This window comes from Fibrobacter sp. UWB13, assembly GCF_900177805.1.
Classification (GTDB): Bacteria; Fibrobacterota; Fibrobacteria; order Fibrobacterales; family Fibrobacteraceae; genus Fibrobacter.
The window spans coordinates 55,690-81,427 of sequence record NZ_FXAX01000006.1; the positions used below are offsets into that span (position 1 = coordinate 55,690).

16 protein-coding genes, 2 tRNA genes and 1 other RNA gene are annotated in these 25,738 nt (G+C 48.6%); 6 read left to right on the top strand and 13 right to left on the bottom strand.

All coding sequences use genetic code 11. The annotated features are described in order from the left end of the window. Nucleotides 1-7: 7 nt before the first annotated feature. Complete coding sequence (locus B9Y77_RS15315; RefSeq protein WP_085492284.1) at nt 8-1,333, top strand: pyridoxal phosphate-dependent aminotransferase; 1,326 nt, start codon at nt 8-10, stop codon at nt 1,331-1,333. Between the two features lie 131 nt (nt 1,334-1,464). Here B9Y77_RS15315 and B9Y77_RS15320 read toward each other — a convergent pair whose 3' ends face one another. Beyond that, complete coding sequence (locus B9Y77_RS15320) at nt 1,465-3,285, bottom strand: glycoside hydrolase family 9 protein (RefSeq protein WP_176221787.1); 1,821 nt, start codon at nt 3,283-3,285, stop codon at nt 1,465-1,467. Between the two features lie 226 nt (nt 3,286-3,511). Here B9Y77_RS15320 and B9Y77_RS15325 point away from each other — a divergent pair, with 226 nt between their 5' ends. Both B9Y77_RS15325 and B9Y77_RS15330 read left to right on the top strand, forming a co-directional pair. After that, nucleotides 3,512-5,674 carry a pectate lyase family protein gene (locus tag B9Y77_RS15325; RefSeq protein WP_085492286.1) on the top strand — a complete coding sequence of 721 codons (2,163 nt, stop codon included), beginning with the start codon at nt 3,512-3,514 and terminating at the stop codon, nt 5,672-5,674. Between the two features lie 239 nt (nt 5,675-5,913). Further along, the gene (locus tag B9Y77_RS15330; RefSeq protein WP_254900076.1) at nt 5,914-8,640 is read left to right on the top strand and encodes a cellulase family glycosylhydrolase; all 2,727 of its coding nucleotides are present in this window, start codon (nt 5,914-5,916) and stop codon (nt 8,638-8,640) included. 205 nt (nt 8,641-8,845) lie between these two features. Here B9Y77_RS15330 and tgt read toward each other — a convergent pair whose 3' ends face one another. The 7 genes from tgt to B9Y77_RS15365 form a co-directional block, all read right to left on the bottom strand. Further along, nucleotides 8,846-9,985, bottom strand: a complete 1,140-nt coding sequence (tgt, locus tag B9Y77_RS15335; RefSeq protein WP_085492288.1) for a tRNA guanosine(34) transglycosylase Tgt — start codon at nt 9,983-9,985, stop codon at nt 8,846-8,848. An 84-nt stretch (nt 9,986-10,069) separates the two neighbouring features. Beyond that, nucleotides 10,070-10,153, bottom strand: a tRNA-Leu gene (locus B9Y77_RS15340). Nucleotides 10,154-10,336: 183 nt separating this feature from the next. Then, a tRNA-Leu gene (locus tag B9Y77_RS15345) sits at nt 10,337-10,420 on the bottom strand. Between the two features lie 82 nt (nt 10,421-10,502). Further along, nucleotides 10,503-11,864 carry a UDP-N-acetylmuramoyl-L-alanine--D-glutamate ligase gene (murD, locus tag B9Y77_RS15350; protein ID WP_085492289.1) on the bottom strand — a complete coding sequence of 454 codons (1,362 nt, stop codon included), beginning with the start codon at nt 11,862-11,864 and terminating at the stop codon, nt 10,503-10,505. Between the two features lie 149 nt (nt 11,865-12,013). After that, nucleotides 12,014-12,514: a preprotein translocase subunit SecG gene (gene secG, locus B9Y77_RS15355; RefSeq protein ID WP_085492290.1), complete on the bottom strand. Its 501-nt coding sequence runs from the start codon at nt 12,512-12,514 to the stop codon at nt 12,014-12,016. A gap of 25 nt (nt 12,515-12,539) precedes the next feature. Next, nucleotides 12,540-13,301 carry a triose-phosphate isomerase gene (tpiA, locus tag B9Y77_RS15360; RefSeq protein ID WP_073442932.1) on the bottom strand — a complete coding sequence of 254 codons (762 nt, stop codon included), beginning with the start codon at nt 13,299-13,301 and terminating at the stop codon, nt 12,540-12,542. Nucleotides 13,302-13,543: 242 nt separating this feature from the next. Then, entirely contained in the window at nt 13,544-13,987 is a 444-nt protein-coding gene (locus B9Y77_RS15365; protein WP_073442930.1) for a hypothetical protein, read from the bottom strand. Between the two features lie 80 nt (nt 13,988-14,067). Between B9Y77_RS15365 and B9Y77_RS15370 the strand changes: the two genes are divergently transcribed. Next, the gene (locus B9Y77_RS15370; RefSeq protein ID WP_073442928.1) at nt 14,068-15,054 is read left to right on the top strand and encodes a hypothetical protein; all 987 of its coding nucleotides are present in this window, start codon (nt 14,068-14,070) and stop codon (nt 15,052-15,054) included. On the opposite strand, the gene B9Y77_RS15840 is transcribed toward B9Y77_RS15370, so the two are convergent. The 3 genes from B9Y77_RS15840 to B9Y77_RS15385 all read right to left on the bottom strand — a co-directional run bounded on the left by B9Y77_RS15840 (nt 14,974) and on the right by B9Y77_RS15385 (nt 17,572). Further along, on the bottom strand, nt 14,974-15,762 hold the full coding sequence (locus B9Y77_RS15840) for a hypothetical protein (RefSeq protein WP_139829340.1): 789 nt from the start codon (nt 15,760-15,762) through the stop codon (nt 14,974-14,976). The two genes, B9Y77_RS15370 and B9Y77_RS15840, sit on opposite strands and share 81 nt — an antisense overlap. Nucleotides 15,763-15,899: 137 nt before the next feature. Beyond that, nucleotides 15,900-17,000, bottom strand: coding sequence for a recombinase RecA (recA, locus tag B9Y77_RS15380; RefSeq protein WP_085492293.1), 1,101 nt, complete (start codon nt 16,998-17,000; stop codon nt 15,900-15,902). Between the two features lie 41 nt (nt 17,001-17,041). Beyond that, entirely contained in the window at nt 17,042-17,572 is a 531-nt protein-coding gene (locus B9Y77_RS15385) for a CinA family protein (RefSeq protein WP_073442922.1), read from the bottom strand. A 204-nt stretch (nt 17,573-17,776) separates the two neighbouring features. On the opposite strand from B9Y77_RS15385, the gene B9Y77_RS15390 reads away from it, so the two are divergent. Further along, nucleotides 17,777-18,883 (top strand): DUF5683 domain-containing protein, encoded by a 1,107-nt coding sequence (locus tag B9Y77_RS15390; protein ID WP_139829341.1) that lies wholly within the window; start codon nt 17,777-17,779, stop codon nt 18,881-18,883. Here the strand turns inward: B9Y77_RS15390 and B9Y77_RS15395 are convergent. Then, nucleotides 18,880-19,503 (bottom strand): histidine phosphatase family protein, encoded by a 624-nt coding sequence (locus tag B9Y77_RS15395; RefSeq protein ID WP_085492296.1) that lies wholly within the window; start codon nt 19,501-19,503, stop codon nt 18,880-18,882. The two genes, B9Y77_RS15390 and B9Y77_RS15395, sit on opposite strands and share 4 nt — an antisense overlap. A 72-nt stretch (nt 19,504-19,575) precedes the next feature. Beyond that, nucleotides 19,576-19,672, bottom strand: an RNA gene (ffs, locus tag B9Y77_RS15400) — signal recognition particle sRNA small type. Nucleotides 19,673-19,897: 225 nt separating this feature from the next. On the opposite strand from ffs, the gene B9Y77_RS15405 reads away from it, so the two are divergent. Then, complete coding sequence (locus B9Y77_RS15405; RefSeq protein WP_085492297.1) at nt 19,898-25,702, top strand: cadherin domain-containing protein; 5,805 nt, start codon at nt 19,898-19,900, stop codon at nt 25,700-25,702. Nucleotides 25,703-25,738 lie beyond the last annotated feature (36 nt).

Consider the following 25,738-nt stretch of genomic DNA (forward strand, 5'->3'; position numbering starts at 1 on the left):
AGCTACCATGCTTTCATCTCGACTTCCTAAAGATCTTTCTCCGTCGCCGTTCTTTGCTGAACTGGAACGCGCCAAGGCCGATGTTCTTGCAGAGTGCGTCGGAGCAAACTCGCTTCCGTTTATCGACATGACGGTGAGCTCGCCTGTGAAGGCTGGCTTGCCGGTGGATTTGGATGATGCGGTTGATGAAGGTCGTAAAGCTTTTGGCAACTGGAGTCCAGATGCGGCGGGTTGGAAATCGGCACGCGAGGCGGTGGTGGAGTATTACCAGCAGCGCGGTGGTAATTTTACCGCGGGGCAGATTATCCTTACTGCAAGTACGAGCGAAGCTTATTCTGTGCTTTTCAAGACGTTCTGCGATCCGGGCGATGTGATTTTGACGCCGATGCCAGGCTATCCGCTACTTGATACGCTTGCGCAGCTTGAACATTTGGAATGTGCGCCGTACTTCTTGAAGCTGAAACGTGAGCGGTTCGACAAGCTCACCGACCTTAAAAAGGTCACTGAGCGGCGCTCTGCGCCAGCCGAAGTGAACGCGTTCCGCTTTGTTCTGGATTCCGACAGCTTGCTTGCGGCGCCGGAGCGTGCGAAAATCTTGTTGCTTGTTTCTCCGCATAACCCGACGGGGCATTGCGTCTCGCGTGAAGAATGGAACGAGGCTGTGCGATTCTGCGAAGAGAATAACATGATTCTCGTCGTCGATGAAGTCTTCGGCGATTACGCCTTCTCGGATAAAGTCTCACGCACTTGGCAATTTGTTTTTGACTCGTGTCATCCTGAGCGAAACGAAGTGGAGTCGATGGATCTCTGGGATGCGGGTGGAGGCGACTTTATCAACCTTCCCGAAGACGGTCCAAAATGCCCGATTTTCTGGCTGAACGGCTTAAGCAAAGCCGTTGGCTCGCCGCAGCTAAAGCTCGGCTGGATGGCGTTCTACGCTCCGCGCGAAAATTTCGAAGAAATTCGCGCGGCTCTCGAATTCGTCGAAGACGCATACTTGAGCGTCTCTGCACCTGCGCAGGCGCTTGGCATTTCGCTTTTGCCCAAAGCTGCCGCTTACGAATTGCGTGCTCGCGAACGACTCCTAACCAACTGGCAGACGCTTCGCGAAGCGTTTCCGTCCAAGTATTGCCCTGAAGTTCTCGGCGGCTGGTACGCCGTTGTGCGTCTCGGAGAAGATGATGAAGAACTCACGCTCCGCTTGTTGCGTGAAATGCATGTGCTTGTGCAGCCTGGTTTCTTCTTTGACTTTGACGAAGATGGCTGGGTTGTGATGAGCTTGTTGCAAGACCCTGCGATTTTCAAAGAAGCGATTCAACGCATTAAGCAATAACGCAAAAAAGCCCGCGCATCTTGCACGGGCTTCTAAATTCGATCAAATTGCTTCGAGTGCCGCGCACTCTTGCAATGACATTTTCTACTAGTAACTATTGACTAATAACTAGTAACTGCGGCGGAGCCGCTTTAGTAATTATTCACCTTGAACGTCTTGGTGGCGTTTTTGGAGGTGACCTTGATGATCTGCATGCCCTTATTCTTGAGGCTTACATTCAAGGTTGCTCCCTTGCTAGTGAATTCCTGATCAAGTTTGCCGTTAAGACCGAAAACCTGAACTTTGAACGGAACAGAATTTGCGCTGTTGATCGTAATCGAGGAAGTGCCGCGGACAATGCTGAATGCATTTGTATTCAAAACGCGACCAGAAATGATCCCTTCTTCTTGGTGCTTCTTTTCTTCTTCCTCTTTCTTTTTACGTTCCTCTTCTTCTTTCTTCTTCTGTTCTTCCGGGTCTTCAACGTCACTTGCGACCTTTTCCACCGGAGCCTTCTTGCTCAAGATGTAGCCGAGTGCGCCGACGAGCGGAGCGTTCAAGTCCACACAAACTTCGTTCACCTGCCAGTCTGCTGTAGAACCGTTGTGGCTGCCGCTTGTGAAGTCGCCTGCAATCATGCCGCCCAAGAGCTTGTTCTTTTCCGGAGGAGAACCTGCGCCGTTCACATCGCGACCCGGGTCTTCGTTGCCATAGTAGCCGCGGTGATGCGGTCTTGTCGGAGCGTTAGCGCCATTGCGGTTGAAACCGACAACGTAGGACTTCTTATTGCTGTTATCGCCGAGAAGGAATGCAATATTCTTTTCGATGGCTTCATCGTAAGAATCGTCTTTTGCAAACTTGGCGTAAAGGGCGTAGAGGTATGCGCCGCCTGCCGGAGAGCGAGTCGGGAATGTACCCGGGCCCTTGGCGTCCTTGTTGAAAATACCCTTGCTGTCCGTGACGTTGAGGTACATGTTGTCGAGGTAGTTCTGCACGCCGGCGTAGTCACCGAGCGGGTTCCACCCGAAAATAAATTCACCGAGAAGGTCCGAGAGCGGGCTTGCATCCGGGTAGCTGAAGCGGGAGAATCCGTTTTTGCCGAAGTCAATCTTGTCGTAGAAATTCTTGGCTTCGGTCTTGTAAGTTTCTTCCTTGGTCGTGCGGTAAAGTTCCAATGCGGCAAGGAACGGACCGTCTTCCCAAATGCCGTTCCACCAGCTGCTTTCGTAGAATCCCTGGGAATTCGTAACGCCCTTGTGCTTCTTGGAATAGGCAAATGCAGTCTTTGCGGCCTTCAAGTACTTGGCGCGTGCAGATTCATCGGGGTCGATACGAGCCATCACGGCGAGCATTGCTGCAGCCATACCCGGCGTGTAGGCGTCATTGGCGTTTCCTGTGATTTCGCGCGGTTCGCCACCGTCACCAGTACCGAGCTTGCTCATGGCACCTGCAGTCACCCACTTCATGTGGTCCTGGTTGCCGTTTCCCTTCACGGTCACGAAGTTGTTTTCGTCGATTGCTGCCTTGACCCAGAAATCGGCTTCATAGCGGAGTTCTTCAAGGAGGTCACGCACGTCGTTAGGCTTGCCGCCCTTGCGGGTGTAATCCTTGCTAGCCTTATAGTCGGTGTAATCGCCAGTGTAGAGGTCGTAAAAGCCTGTCGTAAATTCGGCAAATGCGAGTGCCAAAACGTATGAGGAGTAACCTTGGGACTGACCGTACATCACGTGGTCGCCGCAGTCGAACCAACCACCGCTCACGTCTTTGCCGTTGTAGCTATCCTTTGTAAAGCTGGTCGGATTATTCGTGCCGTCCAAGATCCAGTTCGGACCTTGACCAGAGCGCTGCGCTCCAAAGAATCGTGTGGTCATCCATGCAGCTTCGACGTAATCGTCCGTGCTCAAAGCAGCAAAGCTATCGGTGAATGCGAGGCCAAATACAGCAAGGCCTGCTAAAAAAGACTTTTTTAACATTGTCATCCTCTAAGGTTTCCCATCCACACTGTAGCGTCCACAATATAAAATTTTATGGAAAATTTTCACGCAAAATAAAATTCACTTTTGGGGAATGTATCAAAATGCGCCGTTTATGTAACTTTTTCAATGCAATGAAAAAATATGTTGCGAAAAATTGACAAACGTTTTATATTAATCCTTGGTGTGGGGCTATTGTTTAGCCCTTTTTGTGGTGGGATGTTTTATGAAACACGTCGTTTCTATTTTCGCGTGTGCTGGTCTTTTTGTTGTTGCCAATGCACAAGTTTCTCTTCAGACAGCCTCTGGTGCTTTAGAATCGGCCTATGCCGAATGGGCATCTGATGGTTCCGATAGCTACAACGTCTATTATTCGGGCGCTGGTGCTAGTGACGTCAAGGTGGATGCTCCGCTCATCCGCAAGTACGGTTCCAAGTACCGTGTCGATGTGGTTGGCCTCAAGGCGGGTAACTACACGCTTAAGGTCGCATCTGTAAAAGGTGGCAAGGAAACTGCATCGACAACTTCCAAGTCTTTGACGGTCAAGGCGCATGACCGCGCTGGATTCGCGTTTAGCAACGGACATGTTCCGGGCGCCTATAACGCAGACGGTACGCTCAAATCGGGAGCTGTCGTCCTCTACATTTCGGAATCGACAAAGAACACGGTCAAGCTGGATGTCGTCACGAGCAACAAGGGCGCCGTTACGGAAAGTGTGGGCCTCCAAAATATCTTAACTTCGTTCAAGAAGGGCTATGATAAGCGCCCGTTGGTGATTCGTCTCCTGGGAAATGTGACGGACCCCGAAGTGACCGACAAGGGCGACATCACCATCGATATGGGCAAAAAAGAGGGCCTTTCGATGACTGTTGAAGGCATCGGTAATGATGCGACTGCAAATGGCTGGGGTTTCCGCGTCAAAGGAACCCAGGATTTGGAAATCCGAAACATCGGCATTATGAATGTTGATTCCGACGAAGGCGACAACATCACGCTCCAGCAGGATAACCAGTATATCTGGGTCCACAATAATGACTTTTTCTACGGCCATGCGGGTAGCGACAAGGACCAGGTCAAGGGCGATGGCGCCTTGGATTGCAAGCTATCGACTTATGTGACCTTTAGCTACAACCATTTCTGGGATAATGGCAAGTCCAATTTGCTCGGCCTTAAGGAAGGTGCCGATGGGGGCTATTACATCACGTATCACCATAACTGGTACGATCATTCCGATAGCCGTCATCCGCGTGTGCGTTACTACAGCGCCCATGTGTACAACAACTATTACGATGGCAATGCCAAGTACGGCGCTGGTTCTACGCTCGGTTCGTCCGTGTTCATGGAAGCAAACTACTTCCGTAACTGCAAGTATCCGATGATGACCTCGTTGCAGGGAACCGACGTCTATGCAAGCGGAACCAAGCGCGATCCGACGAACAACGGTACGTTCAGCAAGGAAGCGGGCGGTACAATCAAGGCTTACAACAACCACATGGAAGGCTCTTACACGTTCATTCCGTATGGTGCAAGCAAGTATGTTCTCAAGGGTGCGGAAACTGCAATTGGCGATATTGATTCCAAGGTCGATTTTGACGCTTATGTGGTTAGCAGTCGCGATACTCAGGTGCCGTCTAGCGTAAAGTCCTATTCGGGCGAAAATACGTACAACAACTTCGATACGGACAAGTCCATCATGTACAGCTACACGGCAGATTCTCCAGAACAGGCTGTGGCGAACGTGCGTGCCTACGCTGGCCGTTTGCAGGGGGGCGATTTCAAGTGGACCTTTGACAATTCTGTTGACGATGCGTCTTCGGACGTGAACCAGGCGCTCAAAGACGCTCTCATGGCTTATAAGGGTAGCAATGGGGAAGTGGTGGAATATTCTTCGTCTAGCGTTGCGCCGCAGTCCTCTTCCTCCAGCGTCATTCTGAGCTCCTCGAGCGAATCTCCGAAGTCTAGCTCTAGCAGCGTGAAGGTTGAAAGTTCAAGTTCTGCAAAGTCTTCGAGTTCTTCTGAAACCCCGAATTCTTCGTCCAGTTCCGTGGTCTCTTCGTCAAGTGAAAAAACGCAATCTTCCTCTAGCTCCAGTAGCGAAAAGGTTGAATCCTCGAGCTCTTCGGAAGGGACTATCGGTCTCGCAAATGTGATGCCGACGGTATCTCGCGAAATCTTCTACGATTCCCGCACGTCTAGCCTTGTCATCGGAACCTCAGACGTCATCCGTTTGGATATCGTCGGTATCGATGGTAGTCGCGTCAATTTTGCTGGTTACACGAATGTAGGATACGCACGTGTTGTTGACTTGAGCATGCTTCGCGCTGGCGTTTACATCGTCCGCTTCAAGACCTCTCTCGGCTTGCAGACCATGAAGTTCGTGAAGAACTAGTTATTGGTCATTGGTTGTTAGTCATTAGTCTTTGGTTGAAGGATCTTTTGGGGGCTTAAAAAAAACTATTGACCATTGACTGATGACTACTGACTTTAGTAAACATTTTTAATCAAAATGCCGTTTTTTGAGCGTTTTTGAATGTTTCCAAATTAATTACAACTATAGTAACCCCATATTATATATCTTTCGCTTGGGATTTGTGATTGCGGAGATTGGGTGAACCCAAAAGGATGTTTATGAAAAAAGTCTTCGCATTATTGACGTGCGCTGCCGTGACCTCTGCCATGGCAGTGACTGCTAGCCGTGTTGGCCCTGTGAGCACATACGGTGAACTCGTCGCAAATGGTGGCAAGCTTTCTGGTTCTTGCCCGGAATACTCTCAAAAGGCTGTTCAGGTCAAGGGTATGAGCCTCTTCTGGAGCTCGGGCAACACCTATTCTACCGACTTCTACTCTGAAAAGGGCATCAACCGTTTGGTTGACGACATGGGTATCGAAGTTGTGCGTTTTGCTCTTGGTGCCGCTGACGAAAAGTTCAATAGCTCGGGCCGTTCTTACACGACGGGTGGCGAAGGCTTCCAGAAGGCTTTGCTCAAGTCTGTGGTGAACGCTGCTATTGACAAAGACATTTACGTGATTATCGACTGGCACATCGAAAGCTCTGACGGTTTTACGTCTGACGCTGTCAAGTTCTTTGAATACGCAGCCAAGGAATATGGTTCCTACAACAACGTGATTTTCGAAATCTGGAACGAACCGACCGGAAGCATGGAAGCCGTGAAGCAGCATGCCGATCAGGTTATTCCGGTTATTCGTAAGTATTCTAATAACCTCATCCTCGTGGGTAGCCCGGGATGGTCCAGCCAGCCGAATGCTTGCGCTTCCGCAGGCATCAACGACAAGAACTATGGCTGCACGCTCCACTTCTATGCCGCAACTCACTATATGGGCGATGGCGGTTACAACAAGGCTGCAGAAACGGCTATGGCTGCAGGCGTGCCTGTGTTTGCTACCGAATGGGGTACCGTCAATGCTAACGGTGATGGCCAGCCGGATGAAGGCTCCAGCAACAAGTGGGTAGAATGGATGGCTCAGAAGGGCGTGTCCTGGACAAACTGGAACGCTTCTGCCATGAACGAAACTTCTGCTGCATTTGCTAATGCCGTGTTCGAAAATGGTTTCACTTACACCAATTCTGGTAAGTATGTGAAGGGCAAGCTCGGTGGTGCAACTTATAAGGATTGCGGCCTCCAGAATGGTTCTGCTTCTGAAGAAAGTGGCTTCTCTGCTGGCGTTGCCAATGGCGCTACGACTTCCATTCTCGATGACATGGAAGATGGCGACCGTTATGGTTACCTCGGTGGTGCATGGGCTGCTGTTGAAGACCAGGAAAACGGTGGCGCAAGCTCTATTTCTAACGAAAAGATTGAAGATGACTTTGGCAACACGACCTATAAGGTTGTCTACCCGGTCAGCGGCGATACCAAGAATACGTCCAAGTATGTTGCTGCCCTTAAGGATGTTAAGATCGGTAAGGGTTCCCTTACTTACGGTCCGTACATCAAGATGTTCCTCACGCTTTTGAAGGAACCGGCAAAGGATTCCCCGAAGGCTTATGCAGATTTCTCCAAGTGCAAGACCATCAAGTACAAGTACAAGGGTGCAAGCCATAACTTCGCAATCGAAACGACCGATGTTACCGACTACAACTATCACCGCGTGAACAAGGACGCTTCTGAAGGCTGGAAGGAAGTCGAAATTACGACGGACATGTTGAAGCAGGAAACTTGGGGTGATGATTCTCGCTCCAAGCCGATCAAGATGGAAAATGCAACTCGTCTTTCTTGGGAAATCAAGGGCCTCGAAAAGGTTCCGGACGATATGAACCAACCCAAGTATCCGTACCTCTATGTGGATGACGTGAAGTGCGATGGTCTTTCCTTCACTGCTGTTAGCGGTGGTGCTAGCGAAACTCCGAAGTCTTCTTCTAGTGCTGCAGTTGGTCAGAGCTCTTCTTCTGTTGTTGCGGGTTCTTCTAGCAGCGCAAAGGCAGTCTCTTCTTCTAGCGCAATCGTTCCGGGTTCTTCTGCTACGGTAACCTACAAGACTGTTGTCGATATCGACGATGTTGAAGATCTTGATGAAGTTCTCAAGACGACTGGTACCTGGTACGCTTACACGGATAAGGAACCGGGTGGAAAGTCCTCTATTTCTAACGTCTATGACCAAAAGCTTGGCGGTTATGTGGTTGCCTTCCCGGGTACTGAAGATCCGACGAATGGCACTAAGGGTTATGTTGGCTTGAAGGACATCAATTGGGATCAGGGAACTTATACTGAAGCTCCGTTTGTGGCTCTCGGCCTCAACACGAATGCTGATACCTCCAAGGGTATTGACTTGAGCAAGTGCGGTGCTATCAGCTACCGTTACAAGGGTTCCGCTCATACCTTCAAGGTTCAGGATGGTTCTGTGACGGACTACGCTTACCACGAATATCCGCTTGATGATTCCCAGGTTTGGAAGACCATGGTCATCAATGTCGAAGACATTGCTCAGCCGAACTGGACTCAAGATCCGAAGGACCTCAACTGGGGTGCTATCAAGAAGATGGCTTGGGAAGTCATTGGCTACAAGGGTATTGTCTATCAGCCGACAATCAACTACCTCTATGTGGATGATCTCAAGTGCGTCGAAGTGCCGAAGGTCGGCTTCAAGACGGTTGCTCGCGCTGCTAGCGGCATCAAGGTCGGCTTCAAGGGCAATATGCTCAACGTGAACTTCAGCAAGGCTGGTGAAGCTCGTATCCAGGTGTTCGACATGATGGGTCACGTTGTTGACAGCCGCGTTGCTAACGTCTCTGCCGGTGCAAACCAGTTCTCTCTCAAGAACATGGCTAACGGCAACTACGTTGTGCGTGTGATGATGAACGGTGCAGCAAAGACTGCTCGTATCTCCATCAAGTAAAGACTGATAGCGCTCCTTCACGGAGCGCTTAAGTAACCATCAAAAACGCCCCGGACTTTTAGTCCGGGGCGTTTTTGCATTTCGTCATCCTGACTCCTGTCATCCTCGACCGTCAGGGAGGGAAACCATTATTTTTCGTTATACAATTGCGGGAGGAGCCGGGTTGTCATGCCGGACTATGTTCCGGCATCGCCTTACTCAGAACCTATTGCAAATCGCGCTGCAGCACTTCGCACTTCGCTTTTGCCCATTCCTCGAATGTATCGTCGGCGAGGTGATCCTTTGCCTCTTGCATGAGGTGCAAGTAGAAGTGCAGATTATGGATGCTGGCGAGCGTGTAGCCGAGCGATTCGCCTGCATGGTGCAAGTGTCGCAGGTAAGCACGGCTGAAGTTGCGGCAGCAGTAGCAGTCGCAATTCGGGTCGACCGGCTTGTCGTATTCTTCGGCGTGGCGGGCAGCCTTGTAGCGGAGCACGCCTTCGCTTGTGAAGAGCATGCCGTTGCGGGCGTTGCGCGTGGGCATCACGCAGTCAAACATGTCGACGCCGCGACCAATCAATTCCAGCAAGTTCCACGGTGTTCCGACGCCCATCACATAGCGCGGATGGTCTGTTGGCAAGTAGTCGGTGCAGAAGTCCGCAATCTCATACATTGTTTCGGTCGGTTCGCCGACAGAAAGTCCGCCCATGGCATAGCCATCGGGGCCGAGTTCCGCGATGCGTTCGATGGCCTGCTTGCGCAAATGTGTGTGCATTCCGCCCTGGATAATGCCAAAGAACTGCTGATCGTAACCGTGGATGGGCGGGTGTTCTTTGAGCCATTCCATTGCTTCGGCGGTCCAGCGGAGCGTGTAGTTTAAGCTGTGTTCCGCTTCCTTGACCGTGCTCGGGTAAGGTGTGCATTCGTCGAGCGCCATGATGATATCCGCGCCGATTTCGCGTTGGGCGTTCATCACGCTTGCTGGGCTAAAAAAGTGCTTGGAACCGTCCAGAATGCTTCTGAATTCAACGCCTTCGGGCTTAATCTTGCGCAAGTCCTTCAAACTCCATACTTGGAATCCACCGCTGTCCGTGAGCACAGGGCCGTTCCAGCTCATGAATTTGTGGATACCGCCTGCGGCCGCAATTTTCGGCGTTGTGGGGCGCAAGTACAAATGGTACGTGTTAGCGAGGATAATCTGAGCCTTGATGTCTTCCTTGAGTTGTGCGGGCGTCACGGCCTTAACGGTCGCTTCGGTGCCCACCGGCATAAAAATCGGCGTTTGGATGTCGCCGTGGTCGGTGTGCAAAACACCCAGACGGGCCTTGGATTTCTTCGACGTCTTTTTCAGTTCAAAACGGTTCATGATTGCAAATGTAGAATTTTATGGGGTAGTGTGGAAGGGCGTCAATGCAAATAAAAAAGACTCGATTTTCATCGAGTCTTTTTCTGCGGTCGGACAGACTTGAACTGTCATGAGATTGCTCCCACTAGCACCTCAAGCTAGCGTGTCTACCAATTCCACCACGACCGCGTGGTCCTTAGCGGAACGAACACAAAGATAGTATAATTTTTTGATTTTGGAAACTCTTGTTGCAAAAATAATTGATTTTTTTTTGACATTGTCACCCCGGATTTATTCCGGGGTCGGCGTACGCATTTTTAGTTGCGTTTTAAACTAAATGAAAAAAGACTCGATTTTCATCGAGTCTTTTTCTGCGGTCGGACAGACTTGAACTGTCATGAGATTGCTCCCACTAGCACCTCAAGCTAGCGTGTCTACCAATTCCACCACGACCGCGTGGTCCTTAGCGGAACGGCACAAATTTAGTTTAAATGTTTGATCTTGTAAAGGGGTTTGTGCGCATTTTTATAAAAAAATTTTAAACCCCTTCAACGAGCTTATCAAACACCTGTCCGCGGACTTTGTAATTCTTGAACAGCCCAAAGCTTGCGCATGCGGGGCTCATAATGACCGTACCGCCTTCGCCAATGTTCAAGCTGTCTGCAAAAGCTTCTTCGAGTGTGGGGAAGATGGCTGTCTTGATTCCGGCTTCGTCTACGCCTGCCTTTTTCAAGTCGGCGAGCATGCGTTCTGCCGTTGCACCGATGAGTGCCACGCGCTTCAGGTTCGGGCGCTGCTTTACGAGAATCTCTGAAAGTTCCGTGAAGTCGGCATTCTTTTCAGAACCGCCGAGAATCAACGCAAACGGACGCTTCATGCTGCCGGTTGCTGCAATCGTAGCGTCTGGGCGAGTGGCGTAGCTGTCGTTATAAAATTCAATACCGCGTTTTTCTCCCTTGAATTCCATGCGGAAGGGGAGTGTCTCGTAGCTCTTGAGTGCTTCAAACGCATCGGCGACTTTTACGCCCAAAGCTTTGCAAGCGAGCGTTGCTGCAGCCATGTTTTCGAGCTGGTAGATGCCGCGCACTTTGCAGTCGGCGAGGTACAGCGTCACGCCGTCAATCGTAAGTGTAGCGCCGTCAATTACGGCGTCTCCGTCTCCATTGCTTGCGCCATCGGCGAGGCTTACTGCATACTTTGTCTTGGCAGGACTTTCCGATGCGATTTTTGCGGTCGGTTCTGCGTCTTTCAGATAAACGCATGTGCCTTCGCGCTTTTGCCAGCGCACAAGATTTGCCTTTGCATCGCGGTATTCTTCAACGCTTTTGTGCCAGTCCAAATGTTCTGTTGAAACGCGCAATACTACGCCTACATCCGGCGATACGGACAAAGTCATAAGCTGGAAACTCGAAAGTTCCAAGATGCTAATACGGTCCGGAGTCTCGTCTTCGAGTAAGTCCAATGCCGGCACGCCAAAGTTTCCGCCGATGGCGTTCGCTTTGCCACATTTGTCCAAAATGTGGCTGATCATGCTCACAGTAGAACCCTTGCCGAGTGTTCCCGTGACACCTACGGTTGTTTTTGATTGAGTTTGTTCTAAAAACAGCTGAATCTGGCTCGTCATGAGCCCGCCGTTCATCTGGAACTGGAACAGCTCCTTGCTCATCGGATAAACGCCCGCTGAACGCACAACGGTCACGCAGTCCTTGAGTCCGTCCAAATAGTTTTCGCCGCTGCTAACCTTGACGTTTACGCCTGCGGGCACATCCGGGAGCGTCACCGGGTTCTTGTCCATCACGACAATATCCTTGACGCCTTCGCGGAAAAGGTAACGCAACGTGCTCTGGCCTTCAACGCCAAAACCCAAAATTCCAACCGGAGAAACGAGTGTGTTCTGCATAAAAATCCTTGATGTAATTCCAATTAAAATTTAGCAACCCTTACCAAATGTGGGCGCTCAGATAATCAAAAACAAAAAAATCCGCTCTCTTTCGAGGGCGGACTTCTGAATGCGGTTTGACCGACTTGAAACCAAGTCAATCTAAACTTTTACTTTGCGGCTTTCTTCTTGCCTTTCTTAGCTTTCGGAGCTTCTGACGGAGCAGCAGCTTCAGGAGCCGGTGCGGCTTCGGTCTTTACTTCGGCAGCAGGTGTGGCCGGAGCTTCAGCCTTGACTTCAGCGGCAGCCGGTGCTGCAGGAACTGCTTCAGCCGGAGCGTTGAATGTAGCCGGAAGTGTCGGAATTTCCGGTGCCTGTTCGGCAGCGCTTTCGCGTGTTGCCTTCTGCATAGCGGATTCTTCGACAGCCTGATCCTGCTTAGCCGTGATGAGACCAAGAGCAAAAACCACGATGAAGAAAATCACAGCAACGACACGAGTCAACTTCTGGATGAAGGTCGCTGCGCCAGCGGTAGAAAATGCAGATTGCGAAGTCATACCACCGATTCCTGCCAAACCGCCCATCTTGTCGTTCTGGACGAGAACGAGGAGTGCGAGGAAGAAGCAGAGAAACACGTGGAGGACGATCAATACCCAAAAGAGAGTTGTCATTAGTGACGTTTCCTTTCGTTAAAAGTTACTTAGCTTCAGCAGCGTCGATGATTGCCTTGAAGGTGTCAGCCTTGAGGCCTGCACCACCGATAAGACCGCCGTCGATGTCCTTCTGAGCGAGGAGGCCCGGAGCGTTTGCACCCTTCATGGAACCACCGTACTGGATGCGCATGCCTTCAGCAACAGCTTCGCCGTAGATTTCCTTCACGACAGAACGTGCGTAAGCCTGAGTGTCCTGAGCCTGTTCGTCCGTAGCGGTAACGCCGGTACCGATTGCCCAAACCGGTTCGTAAGCGAGAACGCACTTTGCAGCGTCTTCAGCAGAAACGTCCTTGAAAGCACCCTTGATCTGGAGGCCGAGGATTTCCTTGAGGATGCCGCCGTTGCGCTGGTCGAGAGTTTCACCAATGCAGATGATCGGCTTGAGGCCAGCTTCGAGAGTCTTCTTGACCTTGAGGTTCACGGTTTCTTCCGTTTCGTGGAAGTACTGACGCTGTTCGGAGTGACCGATGATCACGTATTCAGCACCGATTTCCTTGACCATGTCAATGGAAACCTTACCCGTGTATGCGCCCTGGTCCTTCCAGTGGATGTCCTGGATAGCGAGCTTCACGTTCGTGCCCTTGATGACGTCTGCAACCTTAGCAGCGGCGAGGTAGGTCGGAGCGATAACGACTTCGGTCTTCTTCACGTCCTTGACGGCTTCCACGATATCCTTAGCGAGCTGAACGGATTCGCTAACGGTCTTGTTCATCTTCCAGTTACCAGCAATGATATACTGACGCATAATTAACTCCTTGAGAGGTTTAAAATTTAACGCGCGTAAATGTAGAAAATTTTTGAGTTTTGACGAGTGTTTGCTCGCATAGACTCTTGTAATTTGCATAAAAAAAAGCCCCTCGGCGGTTCAACCAAGGGGAGCAGTGCTTTTTTAGTTCATAGTCATTAGTTATTGGTTGTTAGAATAACTGTTGCGGCTTTACCGCCAATATAAACTAATGACTACTGACTATTGACCAACGTCAAACACTAGTGATCGTACGTGCTCGAACGGCTAGAAGACGGCGGAGGAGATCCACCATAGCGGTCGCCTTCGATCTTGTCGAGAACCTTTTCGCCTTCGTAACCCTTCAGACGAGCCTGTTCCGGATACTTCCAGAAGAGACGTGTGATGAGTTTACCTTCACGAGTGAAGTATTCCCAGACCATGCCATCAGCAGTTTCGTGGTCGGGAGGTCCCCACAGGAGGTTCACCATGTCGGTCGTCATGCCTTCTTCGATGTACCCCTGCTTGAATGTGTTCTGCAAGTGCTTGTCGATGCCCATGCTTTCCTTGGAAATGAAGTACTCGCGTTCGTATTCGTTTTGGCCGACGCCGCGTTCAATCAGCACAGGCGACGAATACTTGCTGTTCGTACATCCAAAGAGCATGAGTGCACCGAAGGATATAGCGCACAGATGTGAAAATTTCATTGGATCTCCTTGTATTTGATGACCACAAAATAAGAATTTATTGCGCGAGTAGCTAAATAATTTTTAGATTTTACACTGAAATGAATAAGATTAACGCTTTGTTTAAAATTATTTTACTTAATGTTGCGTTTTTGGGCGCCTTGAGCTTTGGTGCTGTCTGGGTGGACCAGTCTAGTTTGGTCGGATTGCGGTATGGTCCGAATTTGTCTTGGGGAGGCATGGCGAATTCTCCGATTGTCTGGGGACAGTGGGTGCCGCAGGCAAATGTCGGTATGCAATACACGTGGCTTGAACCCTTGCAGCCCTTGAATTACGGTGAATCTATTGGTCTTGCTTCGTCGTACCTCAAGATGGACGCCTCTATTGAGCTTTCTCCGTTTTACGGTGGATTCCGTGCAGGACTTGGACTTAGGCCGTTCCAGATAAACCCACAAATTGAATTTGGTTTTGCCTACGAAAGCTATTTTTATTTCAAGTCCAATCTCGAAATGGTGAATGCCGATGTCAAGGGGAAGGGGCATATCGCAGAGACCTGGAATTCCGATTACATCTTCGATCATGTAGGCAAGTCGGATTCGTCCGATTTTGACTACGCACAGCTTTTTGACATGAGCGTTGATTTTAGCTACTACTTACCCCATGGAGGCGTTATCGGGCTTGGCGCTCATTATGTGTTGACCGATATTAGCACAGATTTCGAAGGTAAAAGCTACGATTACGAACGCAATATTCCAGTGTTCAGCCGCGACTACATTGTTGAATTTCAGAGCTTTGGACGCTTCCCGGTATCAGATTTTATATCCATCCTTTACGAAGGCTGTTATATCAAAACGGGACTTTTACGCAGTGGTGGTAGCGTAAAAAAAGAATCCTTGAGCTACCGAATGGTGCTTCTTGGAACTCATTTCACATGGAATGAGGGATTACGTAATTTTATTGTCAAATTTGGTGGCTGGAGCCGCGATAAAAAGCGCTTTTACAATGGTTCATTCGCTCAGCAGCTTTTGATTCAGCTTGAGTATAAGGGGTATTTTTCGTTCCCCTTCCACAGCAATTTTTCCAAATAACTTAGGCACCGGGAGCAAAATCTTTGGTTTGACAGGTTTTTGCACCGGGTCCATTTCTAGAGCCTGGGCAGGGTAGGCGGATCGAATCCAAAGGCTTCCGCTGTAATCTTCGCTAGACATGCTTGCCAAGGTCGGGAGCATGTCGCCCGCAAAGGACTTCCAGTTCGTGATAGAAAAATAGCGGGGTTTCTTCGGGGCTCCGCGCATTACGGCTTTTTCCGGATTGGGGAGGGTGTCAACGACTAGACTCCACCAGGTATTCGAAACTGCCGTTGAAAATACATTGGGATTTTGCTCCAGTTTTGTAGAGTCAGGGCACTTGAAATAACCGTTTGCCAAAAGTTCCAAATCGTCAAGCTTGAGCGGTGTATTGCCGATGTTTTCTCGGAGATGATGGAGACCCAGCTGTCGTTTGATTTTTCCTCCTTCGAATTCCATGTAGCGAAATTTGCCGGCTGTAATGTAATTGAACGGGCGGCTGCCGCTGGAATTTACAAAGAAGGTGTCGAGAGCATCGTTGTGATGTCTCCATTCGATTTTGATGTTAGTCTTGTTTTTTTCCTCGTTTACGAATTTCCCTTCGACATTGATAATCATGGCTGAATTCGTTAAGAGGTGCGGGCAAACTTTTTGCAAGCTGCTGTTGGCCATTGTTGCTACGGCTGAAATACAAATGGCGAAAGCTGTTAATTTTATGCCTCTAATCATAAAATCGAATATAGATAAATTTTTGTATAAAAGAAAACCCCGACCCATCCCAATGGCTAAAAGGAAAGGTCGAGGTTTGTGTTTTTCAGGAAGAAAATGTTCTTTGTCATGCCCGCTACTGAGCGGGCATCTCCTTGTTAAGCTTCTTCTTGGATCGCTTCGCCTTCTCCGTCGTCGCCAAGATCGACGGCATCGTTTTCACCGAGCTTGAAGAGTTCCACGTCCTTCATGCTTTCACGAATCTTCTGTTCGATTTCGTTGCAGAGGTCTACGTTGTCCTTCAAGAACAGGCGTGTATTTTCACGACCCTGACCGATGCGTTCGTTGTTGTAGCTAAACCAGGAACCACTCTTCTGGATGATGTCCAGTTCGCAGGCGAGGTCGAGAATGGAGGCTTCGCGAGATATACCCACACCGTAGAGAATGTCGAATTCGCACTGGGTAAACGGAGCGGCAACTTTGTTCTTCACAATCTTTACGCGGGTGCGGTTACCGATGACTTCTTCACCGTTCTTGATAGCGGCGATACGGCGGATGTCGATACGCTGCGTAGCGTAGAACTTGAGCGCGTTACCACCGGTGGTCGTTTCCGGGTTGCCGAACATCACACCGATCTTCATACGGAGCTGGTTGATAAAGAGCATGCAGGTGTTCGACTTGGAGAGAATGCCGGTAAGCTTGCGGAGTGCCTGGGACATGAGACGAGCCTGGAGACCGACGTGGTTGTCGCCCATTTCGCCGTTAATTTCTGCCTGCGGTACAAGAGCTGCAACGGAGTCCACGACGATGATGTCGATAGCGCCAGAACGCACGAGCGTTTCGGCAATGTCGAGAGCCTGTTCACCGGTGTCCGGCTGGGACACGAGGAGCGATTCGATATCGACACCGAGCTTGCGGGCGTAGACCGCGTCAAATGCGTGTTCAGCATCGATGAATGCAGCAACGCCACCAAGCTTCTGGGCTTCGGCAATCGCATGCAATGCGAGAGTTGTTTTACCGGAAGATTCCGGTCCATAAATTTCGATGATACGTCCGCGGGGGAATCCGCCTACGCCGAGAGCCATGTCGAGCTGGATGCAACCCGTCGGAATGACCGGGATATCTTCGACTGGCTGTTGACCGAGGGCCATGATGGAACCTTTACCATAATTCTTTTCGATTTGGGCAATTGCCGCTTCGACTGCTTTGGCTTTTTCGCTGGAAAGGTTGCTGGTGGGTGTTGTTGTTTTCTTAGCCATATAGGACTCCGTTTTTTATCTTTTTTCTGTTAATATACTAATTAGTGAACTTTTGTGCAAGTGCTTTTTTGACCATTCAGTAAAAAAAGAAGCTTGCTCATTATCATATACACGCTTTTTTCACGGATTTGTTCACGGTTTCCTGCAAAAATTTCGCAAAAAGCTTCATTTTGCAAACTATTGGCGACACACATCCAAACCGTACCGACGGGTTTTCCTGGTTCTGCTCCGGTGGGTCCCGCGATTCCCGAAGTGGCGACCGCCCATTCGCAGTGGAATTTTTGGCGAGCGCCTTCTGCCATGGCTTTAACGGTCTGTTCGCTGACTGCACCGTATTTTGCCAAGATTTCCTCGTCCACACCCAGCAAGTCGTGCTTGACTTCGTTTTGGTAGGCGACGATTCCACCCTTCAAAATCGCAGAAGAGCCCGCTTCGTTGACAATGCTCGATGCGATAAGCCCGCCCGTGCAGGATTCCGCCGTTGCCATCATCTCACCGCGCTTGATCAGTTCTTCCTTGATTTTCATGGCTAGTTCGTGAATTTCGTGTTTGATATTGATTATCTCGTTCATCGTTATACCCATAAGTTAAAAACATTAAATGTCAAAAACAGACAATTTGATGGATTTCTTAAAAAATGTTATTCCTGCATTTCGCTTTGTCATTCCCGCCTCCGAGTGGGAATCGCCATTTGCCGCAAAAATTAAATAAATTCAAGCTCTTGCAACTCCAGGCTCTGGCGCCGCTCGTATAAACTTTTTCTATATTCGCCGTCAATGACTTTAAAAACCACCATAATGGCGCTTTTTATGCTTTGTGCCTCGCTTTTTGCTCAGGCTGTAGCGCCCTCTGTTGCCCCCGATACGGCTCAGGGGCGTGCTGCTGTATCTGCTGGTGGTAATGTCGAAACATCTGTAGCCGATGAAGACGATGAATCCGAAGACGAGGAGCCTACGGAAGCTCCTGCCGAAGCTGATTTTGAAGTCTCTACGACTCCGCTTTTAAGGGGCAAGACGGGGATTGAAGCTATTGATACGCTTCCCGTGAATGAATGGGACATCCCGACAAAGCGCAATTCTCTCAAGTACGCGATGCTTTTCAGCCTTCTTCCCGGTGGTGGTCAATATTACACGGAACATTACGTCCGTGGCGGGTTCTTGACGGGCATCGAGGGTTTGCTGATTTATGACGTTTTCTTCAACAGGTCTTATCAAAAAGATCGTCTTTTAGATCGTGCCCGTCCCTTCCAGGATTCAGTTCTTTATTTCTCGTCTCGGCTTTTGAATGGTCCTCGCGATAGTATTCAGTATTATCATGGAAAGCGTGTGGAATTCCTCGAGCGCGTGCGTGCCCAGAGTGACAAAAAAATGGAACAGGAGGATGTACGTAAGGCAGAAGTCGCATGGCTTATCGGCATACACCTTTACGGCATGTTTGATACGTTTGGAATTTGGTTCAACAACAACCATCGAAGCACGGAATATCGTGATATGAAGACTGCGATGCTGTGGGCGCTGTTGCCCGGTGGCGGACAGATTTTTAATCGCGATTTTGGTAAGGCGGGCCTAGTCTATATGGGCATTCTTGGCGCTGTGGCGAGTGTAGCCACTTCGCAGAACATGGTCAATTATTACCTTGATCGTAAGCACTTGATTGAAAGGGAGAATACGTCATCTGAAGAATATGACCGCATCAAGGAACGTGTGACGTACTATCGAAAGAACCGCAATACGTATATTTGGGGTGGTGCGTTAATTTACTTGTACTCTATCGCCGATGCCGCTGTTGATGCGCTTCTGAGCGATTTCGACAGCCCCTTGCACATGGCTCTTCTTCCGAATTTTGAAGGCGGCGCCCAAGCCGTCATGACTTTGGATTTTTAAGCCTTTTCCATCTTGAGCGAGGGCATTGGTATGCCGTCGTGAATTTTCGTAAACGTTCCGTGGTACATCCCGTCTGCATTACGAGTAAATTCAAAACGTGTTACCATGGCGTACGTAAACATTCCCTCAACGAAGACCTCGTCTGGCAGTCCGCAGCGTGAATGCTGCAATGAGGCGATTACGCCTGCGTGCGTGATGCACAGGAATTCTCCATCGTCTGGGAGTGAGTCCAAGAACTTTCCTGCACGCTCGTCGATGTCATAAAAATTCTCGCCCTCGGGGAACCTGTATCCACGGAGGTTGCTCGTCCAAGCGTGCATCTCTGAACGGGGGACTGCAGTCAGCTTTTGACCTTCCCATGTTCCGAAATTGAGCTCGATGATAGCGGGTTCCTTTTCGACAGGGAGTTCTAGCAACTTGGATGCTTTGTCTGCAAACTTGGTGCAGCGGATAAGCGGACTCGAAAAAAGACGGGTCGGCTTTGCTTCTGCTTCAACCAAGGCTTTGAGGGCCTTGTCCGATTCTTCTTCGAACGTGGGGGAGACGTCAAAGTCCAGTCTTCCGTAGCAAACATCTTTTGGGTTGTATGGCTTAGTATGTCGAATCGTCCAAAGAATCATAGATAGGCTCTTAGGTGATAGGTCGTGGGGTTTAGGGCAAAAAAAAAACGCCCTTGCCGGGCGCAATATAAAAAATCCTAGGCTACCTGAGCACATAAAGATCCGCAAGTCCGTTGCTGCTTTCGCCCTGGCGAGTTGCCCGCAAATAATCATTGCGCAGGGCCTAGGACTACAAAATATAGAATCAAAACGCTATTTTTTCAAGGGTTTTATGTTATTTATGAAACGAATCACCCCATATAATACAAACTCTGTGTGATAACTCTCAAAAAGTGGTCGAAATTACCCCGATTTTTGTACTTTTCTTCGTAACTAATGTTTTACTGTTAAATATTTGTTACTATATTCAGTATTAGGTGTTTGAGGTAGTAGACTTTTTTTGTTGGGGTCTGTTATGAAAAAAGGAAATTTAATTTTGAGAACAGTTTTGAGTACTGTTTCGGCCGTACTAGGGCTGGCAGTATGCGCTTCGGCTGAAGATGTGCCGGAGGTTGAACGCGACACCGTCTTATTGTCTCCGCTTCATTTTGAAAAGGATGGTGCCGCCGTTACCGATGAAACCGAGAACCAGCGCCTCTGGAATGAGCTTATGAAGTATAAGCTCTGGGGCACCGATTCTGTTATCTTCAATAAAGGTCTGTTTAGAATCGCTGATCCGAGTGGCTATACGGGAACGGCCAAAGGTAAAGTCTATTTCCGCAATGGATACCACACGCTAGGTGGTCCGATTGTTTCTGGTAACGATATTGAAATCAGTTATCCTGGTATGGGTGCCAATTTCGACTCCCTACTGGTTGGACCGGTTCGTGCTGGGTGGCTTGTGCTTCCGGGTTGGTATGACGCTGCTGGTGTGAAGTATGAAGGAACTTATTGCTTTGAAGGACAAGTCTTCTTTGATTCCCCAGATCGCTTTGCAAATACAAATGGTGATGCTGCCACAGTAATGAGACGCTTTATTGCAAATGTTCATAAAAGTGGTGGTAAAATTTATGCGGACTGGGATAAGGATATGGCTGTCCCTGGTATGACTGATGTTGTTGTTCCTGGTTTGCCTGATTTGTTTGTTAACAAGGATGCTAACGGTAATCCTTTAGAAGCCCTTGATGGTCATTTTTCTGATTGCCCTGAAGAAGTCCCTCAACCAGAAAAGAGTCTTTCCGTTCCTGAATTAGATTTGTCGGGAATTTCGTGGGAACCTGCTGTTACTTTGACTGAACCTTACGAAGAAACTAAATATATTCAGGTTCCGCCTATTACCGCTGCGGATTTAGCTCAATCACCGAAGCACGTTTGGTTTGACAAGTATGTGGAGAAAATTCAGGCTTCTAGCCATACGGGTAAAAAGCTCTATATCTTGATGCCTTCGAACAAACAGAATGCGAATAAAAAAACAGGCCGCTTGACGCGTGTGTTCTCAAGGGATGGCTTTGATTTTAATAATTCTGCCAATGACTTGAGAATTCAGGTTGTCTATGTCAATGATGATGCTACTTGGAACGAAACAACCCAATCTTGGGATAACTTTGATTTGAGCAAGGCTACGGTTGTCCCGGATTCTAACTATGCGGGTAATCTTTTGTTCTATACGCCTGCTGATGTGAAATGGATGCCGTTCAAGGCGAGTTCTGGAGAAGCAGGTGACGGCGCTCATTTCCAGGGAACATTTATTACTTCTGGTACGTTCATGATTTATGACCACTTAAGCATTGCTGGTCAGCTGATTGCTGGCAAGTGGCTTTGGTTTGAATCTGAATTTAATGGTGAATTCCATTACGTTCCGTTCAACTCTCCCGAAATCAAGACTGACGTCTTTGTCAAGGACGTCTTCAAGGAAGATGATAAGACTTGGTATGACATGCAGTTCTACTTGACCGATACTGCCCATACCGAAGTTTCTTTTGACTACTGTTTCGCCTTCTTCGGCATTGATGCGGATACGACTGGCGGTAAGTATGATAGGTACAAGAGCTCTACAGGTACTTTTGCTGAACCTGCTGATTTGGGTGAAAGTGATGATGAACATGTGATGCCGCTTTGCAGCAAGGGCGAATCGAGACATATTGTCATCAAGAAAGGTCAGCGTCGCCCGACGGTGCCGAAATACTCCGCTTATCTCAAAGTCATTGAAGATGATAAAATCGAAGATGATGAATACATGTTGTTCAAAATCATGAACTTGAACGGTGCCGTCATTTCTGGTAATAAGTTCGATGGCGGTCTCTTGGTCAAGATCATGGATTCCGATAACAAGCCTCCTAAGTTTGTCGATTTGGACAAGCTCAATCTCGCTGTTCCTGAAAATGCAACGAAGGCTAGAGCGGGTAAGATTAAGGCTTCCGACGAAGAAAATGATGGATTCAAGTTTGAAATTGTTGGCGGCACAGCTGAGGATTTGTTCGAGATAGATCCGTCTTCTGGTGTAGTGACTATGAAGGCTGGTGTCGAACCGTTCGATTATGAAACTTGGAAGGATGCTGGAACAAAGTACAATATCGAAGTCGAAGTCTGCGATGAAAAGGCTACGGGATATAGCGCAATGCTTTGCGATAGCCGTGTGTTCAAGATTAGCATTACCGATGTCAACGAAACGCCTTACTTTACCTATAAGGCTACCGACAAAAAAGAAATTAAGATTGCTGAAGATCAGCCGTTCTCGACTGATGCTGTCAAGTTTGCAGATACGGACATCCACAATACAGACGGCTTGTTTACAAACAACGAGGTTATCGCCATTAATGGTGATACCGATTATTTCGATGTGACCCCTGCTGGCTATATTTATCCGAAAAAAGGTGTTGTTCTCGATTACGAAACGAAGAACTCCTACACCATTACGTTGCGCGTTCGCGATGCAACGGTTGATGACAATGGCAAACTTGTGTATCCGGATCTTTATGACGATATGGAATTTACCATCGTTGTAACGGATGTTGATGACGGTCCGAAGTTTGACTATAAGGCTTACAATGGAACCGTAGATGAAAATTCCATCGCGGGCACTGAAGTCGATATGGATAATGCCATTAATGCCACGACAACTCAGACGGGTGCCGTGATTACATACAAGCTGTTGGATGAAACCGGATCGTTTGAAATTGACCCGGGCACGGGTGTGATTACTGTGGCAAAGGGCGCTGTGCTTGATTATGAAACCAAGAGCACCTACGAAATGAAGGTCGTGGCTTCTGATGAAGACAAGTCCAAAAAGAATCAAATCGTGCAGACGGATACGGCAACGGTTGTCATCAAGCTTAACGACTTGAATGAAAAGCCGATCTTTGTCGAACCGACCAAGACGTTGACTTTCCCGGAAAATAAGAAGGGATACGAAATTGGTACGCTTACCTTTGATGACCTTGATACGGCATCGAAGTTCCGCAACAACAAATTTGAGTGTCTCGAATGCGATGAATTGGGCTTTAATCTGAATCCGGAAACGGGTGTTCTGACAACGACTCGCAAGTTTGACTATGAAACTGAACCCAAGACATACGAGTTGACCGTAATTATCCAGGATGCTTCGGAAAGGGCTGACCTTGTCGCTACGGGTACGATTACCGTTGAACTTACGAACGTCTACGAATTTACGGAACTTGTATATACTGTTCCGGAATCGGATTCTGTCGGTACGTCTTTCAAGAAGTCTCTTGAAGTGGATAATGTCGAAGGCGCTAACGGTGACCTTAAATTCTACATCCTCGATGGTTCTAAAGAAGTAAGTGCCACCAAGGAATTCAAGCTGAATTCCAAGACGGGAACCTTCTCTGTAGCATCTCCGCTGGATTATGAAACGACAGAATCTTATTCTGTAAGAGTTCGCGTCAAGGATACTGAAGGCGGATACTCCGATACGACTGTGACTATCAAAGTCATTGACGTCAATGAAGCCCCGTCTGTTGTGGTTGATACAATCTACGTGTCCGAAGACCAGGTCATTAAGGATCCGTTCAGCACTGTTAAGACGGACAAGGATGACCCGGATACCAAGAATGCTGATTTCCGCAACAACGTCTATGAAAATACGGACAAGAACGATGTCGTCTTTGTTAAGTCTAATGGCGATGTCATTCTCCTGAAGCCCGTCGATTACGAAGTGGATTCCGTCTATACGATTATGGTCCGCGTGACGGACAAGGACGACAAGACTCTGACTTCGACGAAGAAGGTCGTGGTCAAGGTTAAAGACGTCTATGAAAAGTCTGTCGTCGAAATCACTCGCGTCGAGAATAAGGATTCTGTCTACCTCAAGCCGACTACAATTTATGTGAACGATTCCATTCTGAATGTCGAATGGACGAGGGATGGCAAGTTTGCCTCTAGTGTCGATACGGTTCAAGAAGGTTGCCACCTCATTATCAAGACGTACAAGGACCCGACCAAGAACGACCCGGGTGCAGACACGGTTGAAGTTTGCTACAGCACCGCTGCTCCGATTGTAACGGTTTCCGCCAATGGTGAAGATGTTACTGCAGATAACATTTATACCGTTGTCGAAAAGGCTACAAAGAATGATAGCGCCGTCTATGTGAACGAGAAGAAGAACGATATCAAGGTAACGGTCAAGGATACTGCTGCCAATGTGTCTAAGTCGTTTGTTGTGAACGTAAGCCTCGATACGGTTTCTGTTTCGTCTAAGGAATTCAAGAATGTGCAAAAGATTGCTGATACTGAAGTTGCCCGTAAAAAGGATCCTGCTTCGGGAATCACTTCTGTTCCTGAAAATGGCGATTACTACAAGAACTCTTATACCGAAACGGTTAACGGCGTTAATGTGACGGTCTCTTACTACACGGATAAGAATGGTAAGGATGTCAAGAAATCTGTAATCACTTCTTCGGGTAAGACGAAGGATATTGCCGTTATCGAAGTCTCTTATACGACGAAGATTGATGGCAAGGACGTTACAATCTCGTACTATGCAGATGCCTCTACTGGTGAACGCGTGACTCTGAATACGGGGCTCACGGATAGTGAATCTGTACTTTCTGCGGATGGCGAAGACGTTACTGGTTCGTACAAAGTATCTTATACCTATGAAGATAAGAAGGGCAATACTGTCGAGGTCTCGTACTTCTTGGACGAGAAGGGCAAGATTGCTAAGAACAACGAAGGTAACATTGGCTATAACGTCAGCTACACCTATGTGAACATCTACGGCAATTCTTCGACGAAGGATGTATTCATTGTTCTTGACCAGAAGGGACCTGTCGTAAAGATCGAGTCTCCGACTGAAGATCAAATCCTTACATCGAATTTTGCAAATGTCAAGTGGACGGTCAATGGCATCGAGCAAGATACGCTTAATGTTCAGGGCCTTGACAACGGTGTGAATACGATTATCCGCGTGTTCCGTGACAAGGCGGGTAACGAATCTCGTGATTCTGTTCATGTCATGGTCAAGAACGTCAAGAACATCAATATTGACGTTGAAAAGCCGGTAACGCTTGTCAGCCGTGATTCTGTTGAAAAGTACTACAAGGAAAATCCGCCCAAGAAAGACCAGAACTACGGTGTGACATTCTATAACTACAAGAAGGGTGAGGAAACCGAAGCTCTTGTGGGTATCGACGGCAAGGCTAAGGATGGCTCTGGTGACGTTCCGTATCCTGGCTTTGATGGTCACCTCGGACCGACTCTGGCAGTCGACGCTCGTGTGCCTGTCGTAAGTGCTGTGGGTGGACTGGCAACGCTGGACGATATCGTCATCAATGGCGGTATGATTGCTCTGGACGGTGTGGATGCAGCCAACAGTAGAAAGGTTTCTGTCGAAGAATACGTTGAGAAGTATTGCACGGACGAATTTAAGAAGTCCATGACTTCGGACTATAGCAAGATGAACCTCTACTGGACGACGCTCAAGGTTAAGATCTGGGTGTACTCGAACACGGGTGTGTTTGCGGATTACTACAGCTTCGATTACGACCTTGACGATCCGGATTATGTGAACGATGCTGGTCTTTTGAAGTTCTACTTCGAAATGAAACCCGATGAAAATGGTGACGTAAGGACTAAGGATGGACGTCTCTATGGTACGGGCGCCTACCTCTTCAAGACCGAAGTCAAGATGACGTCGAAGCTCCGTTGCGATCTCCCGACGAGTCCTGACGAGGATAGTTCTAACAAGAAGAAGAACGCCGTTATCAAGTCTAGCGATGAACTTCTCAAGTCGTTCGGTTACAGACGTCCCGTTAATAAATAGTTGAAACGATTGTTAATAAATTGAAGTTTGACTGTC

Coding starts and splice junctions, on each gene's coding strand:
- B9Y77_RS15325 (WP_085492286.1), top strand. CDS start 3,512: ATGAAACACGTCGTTTCTATTTTCGCGTGTGCTGGTCTTTTTGTTGTT.
- B9Y77_RS15320 (WP_176221787.1), bottom strand. CDS start 3,285: ATGTTAAAAAAGTCTTTTTTAGCAGGCCTTGCTGTATTTGGCCTCGCA.
- murD (WP_085492289.1), bottom strand. CDS start 11,864: ATGCAGAACACACTCGTTTCTCCGGTTGGAATTTTGGGTTTTGGCGTT.
- B9Y77_RS15385 (WP_073442922.1), bottom strand. CDS start 17,572: ATGAACGAGATAATCAATATCAAACACGAAATTCACGAACTAGCCATG.
- B9Y77_RS15315 (WP_085492284.1), top strand. CDS start 8: ATGCTTTCATCTCGACTTCCTAAAGATCTTTCTCCGTCGCCGTTCTTT.
- recA (WP_085492293.1), bottom strand. CDS start 17,000: ATGGCTAAGAAAACAACAACACCCACCAGCAACCTTTCCAGCGAAAAA.
- B9Y77_RS15390 (WP_139829341.1), top strand. CDS start 17,777: ATGACTTTAAAAACCACCATAATGGCGCTTTTTATGCTTTGTGCCTCG.
- B9Y77_RS15405 (WP_085492297.1), top strand. CDS start 19,898: ATGAAAAAAGGAAATTTAATTTTGAGAACAGTTTTGAGTACTGTTTCG.
- B9Y77_RS15370 (WP_073442928.1), top strand. CDS start 14,068: ATGAATAAGATTAACGCTTTGTTTAAAATTATTTTACTTAATGTTGCG.
- secG (WP_085492290.1), bottom strand. CDS start 12,514: ATGACAACTCTCTTTTGGGTATTGATCGTCCTCCACGTGTTTCTCTGC.
- tpiA (WP_073442932.1), bottom strand. CDS start 13,301: ATGCGTCAGTATATCATTGCTGGTAACTGGAAGATGAACAAGACCGTT.
- B9Y77_RS15365 (WP_073442930.1), bottom strand. CDS start 13,987: ATGAAATTTTCACATCTGTGCGCTATATCCTTCGGTGCACTCATGCTC.
- tgt (WP_085492288.1), bottom strand. CDS start 9,985: ATGAACCGTTTTGAACTGAAAAAGACGTCGAAGAAATCCAAGGCCCGT.
- B9Y77_RS15330 (WP_254900076.1), top strand. CDS start 5,914: ATGAAAAAAGTCTTCGCATTATTGACGTGCGCTGCCGTGACCTCTGCC.
- B9Y77_RS15840 (WP_139829340.1), bottom strand. CDS start 15,762: ATGATTAGAGGCATAAAATTAACAGCTTTCGCCATTTGTATTTCAGCC.
- B9Y77_RS15395 (WP_085492296.1), bottom strand. CDS start 19,503: ATGATTCTTTGGACGATTCGACATACTAAGCCATACAACCCAAAAGAT.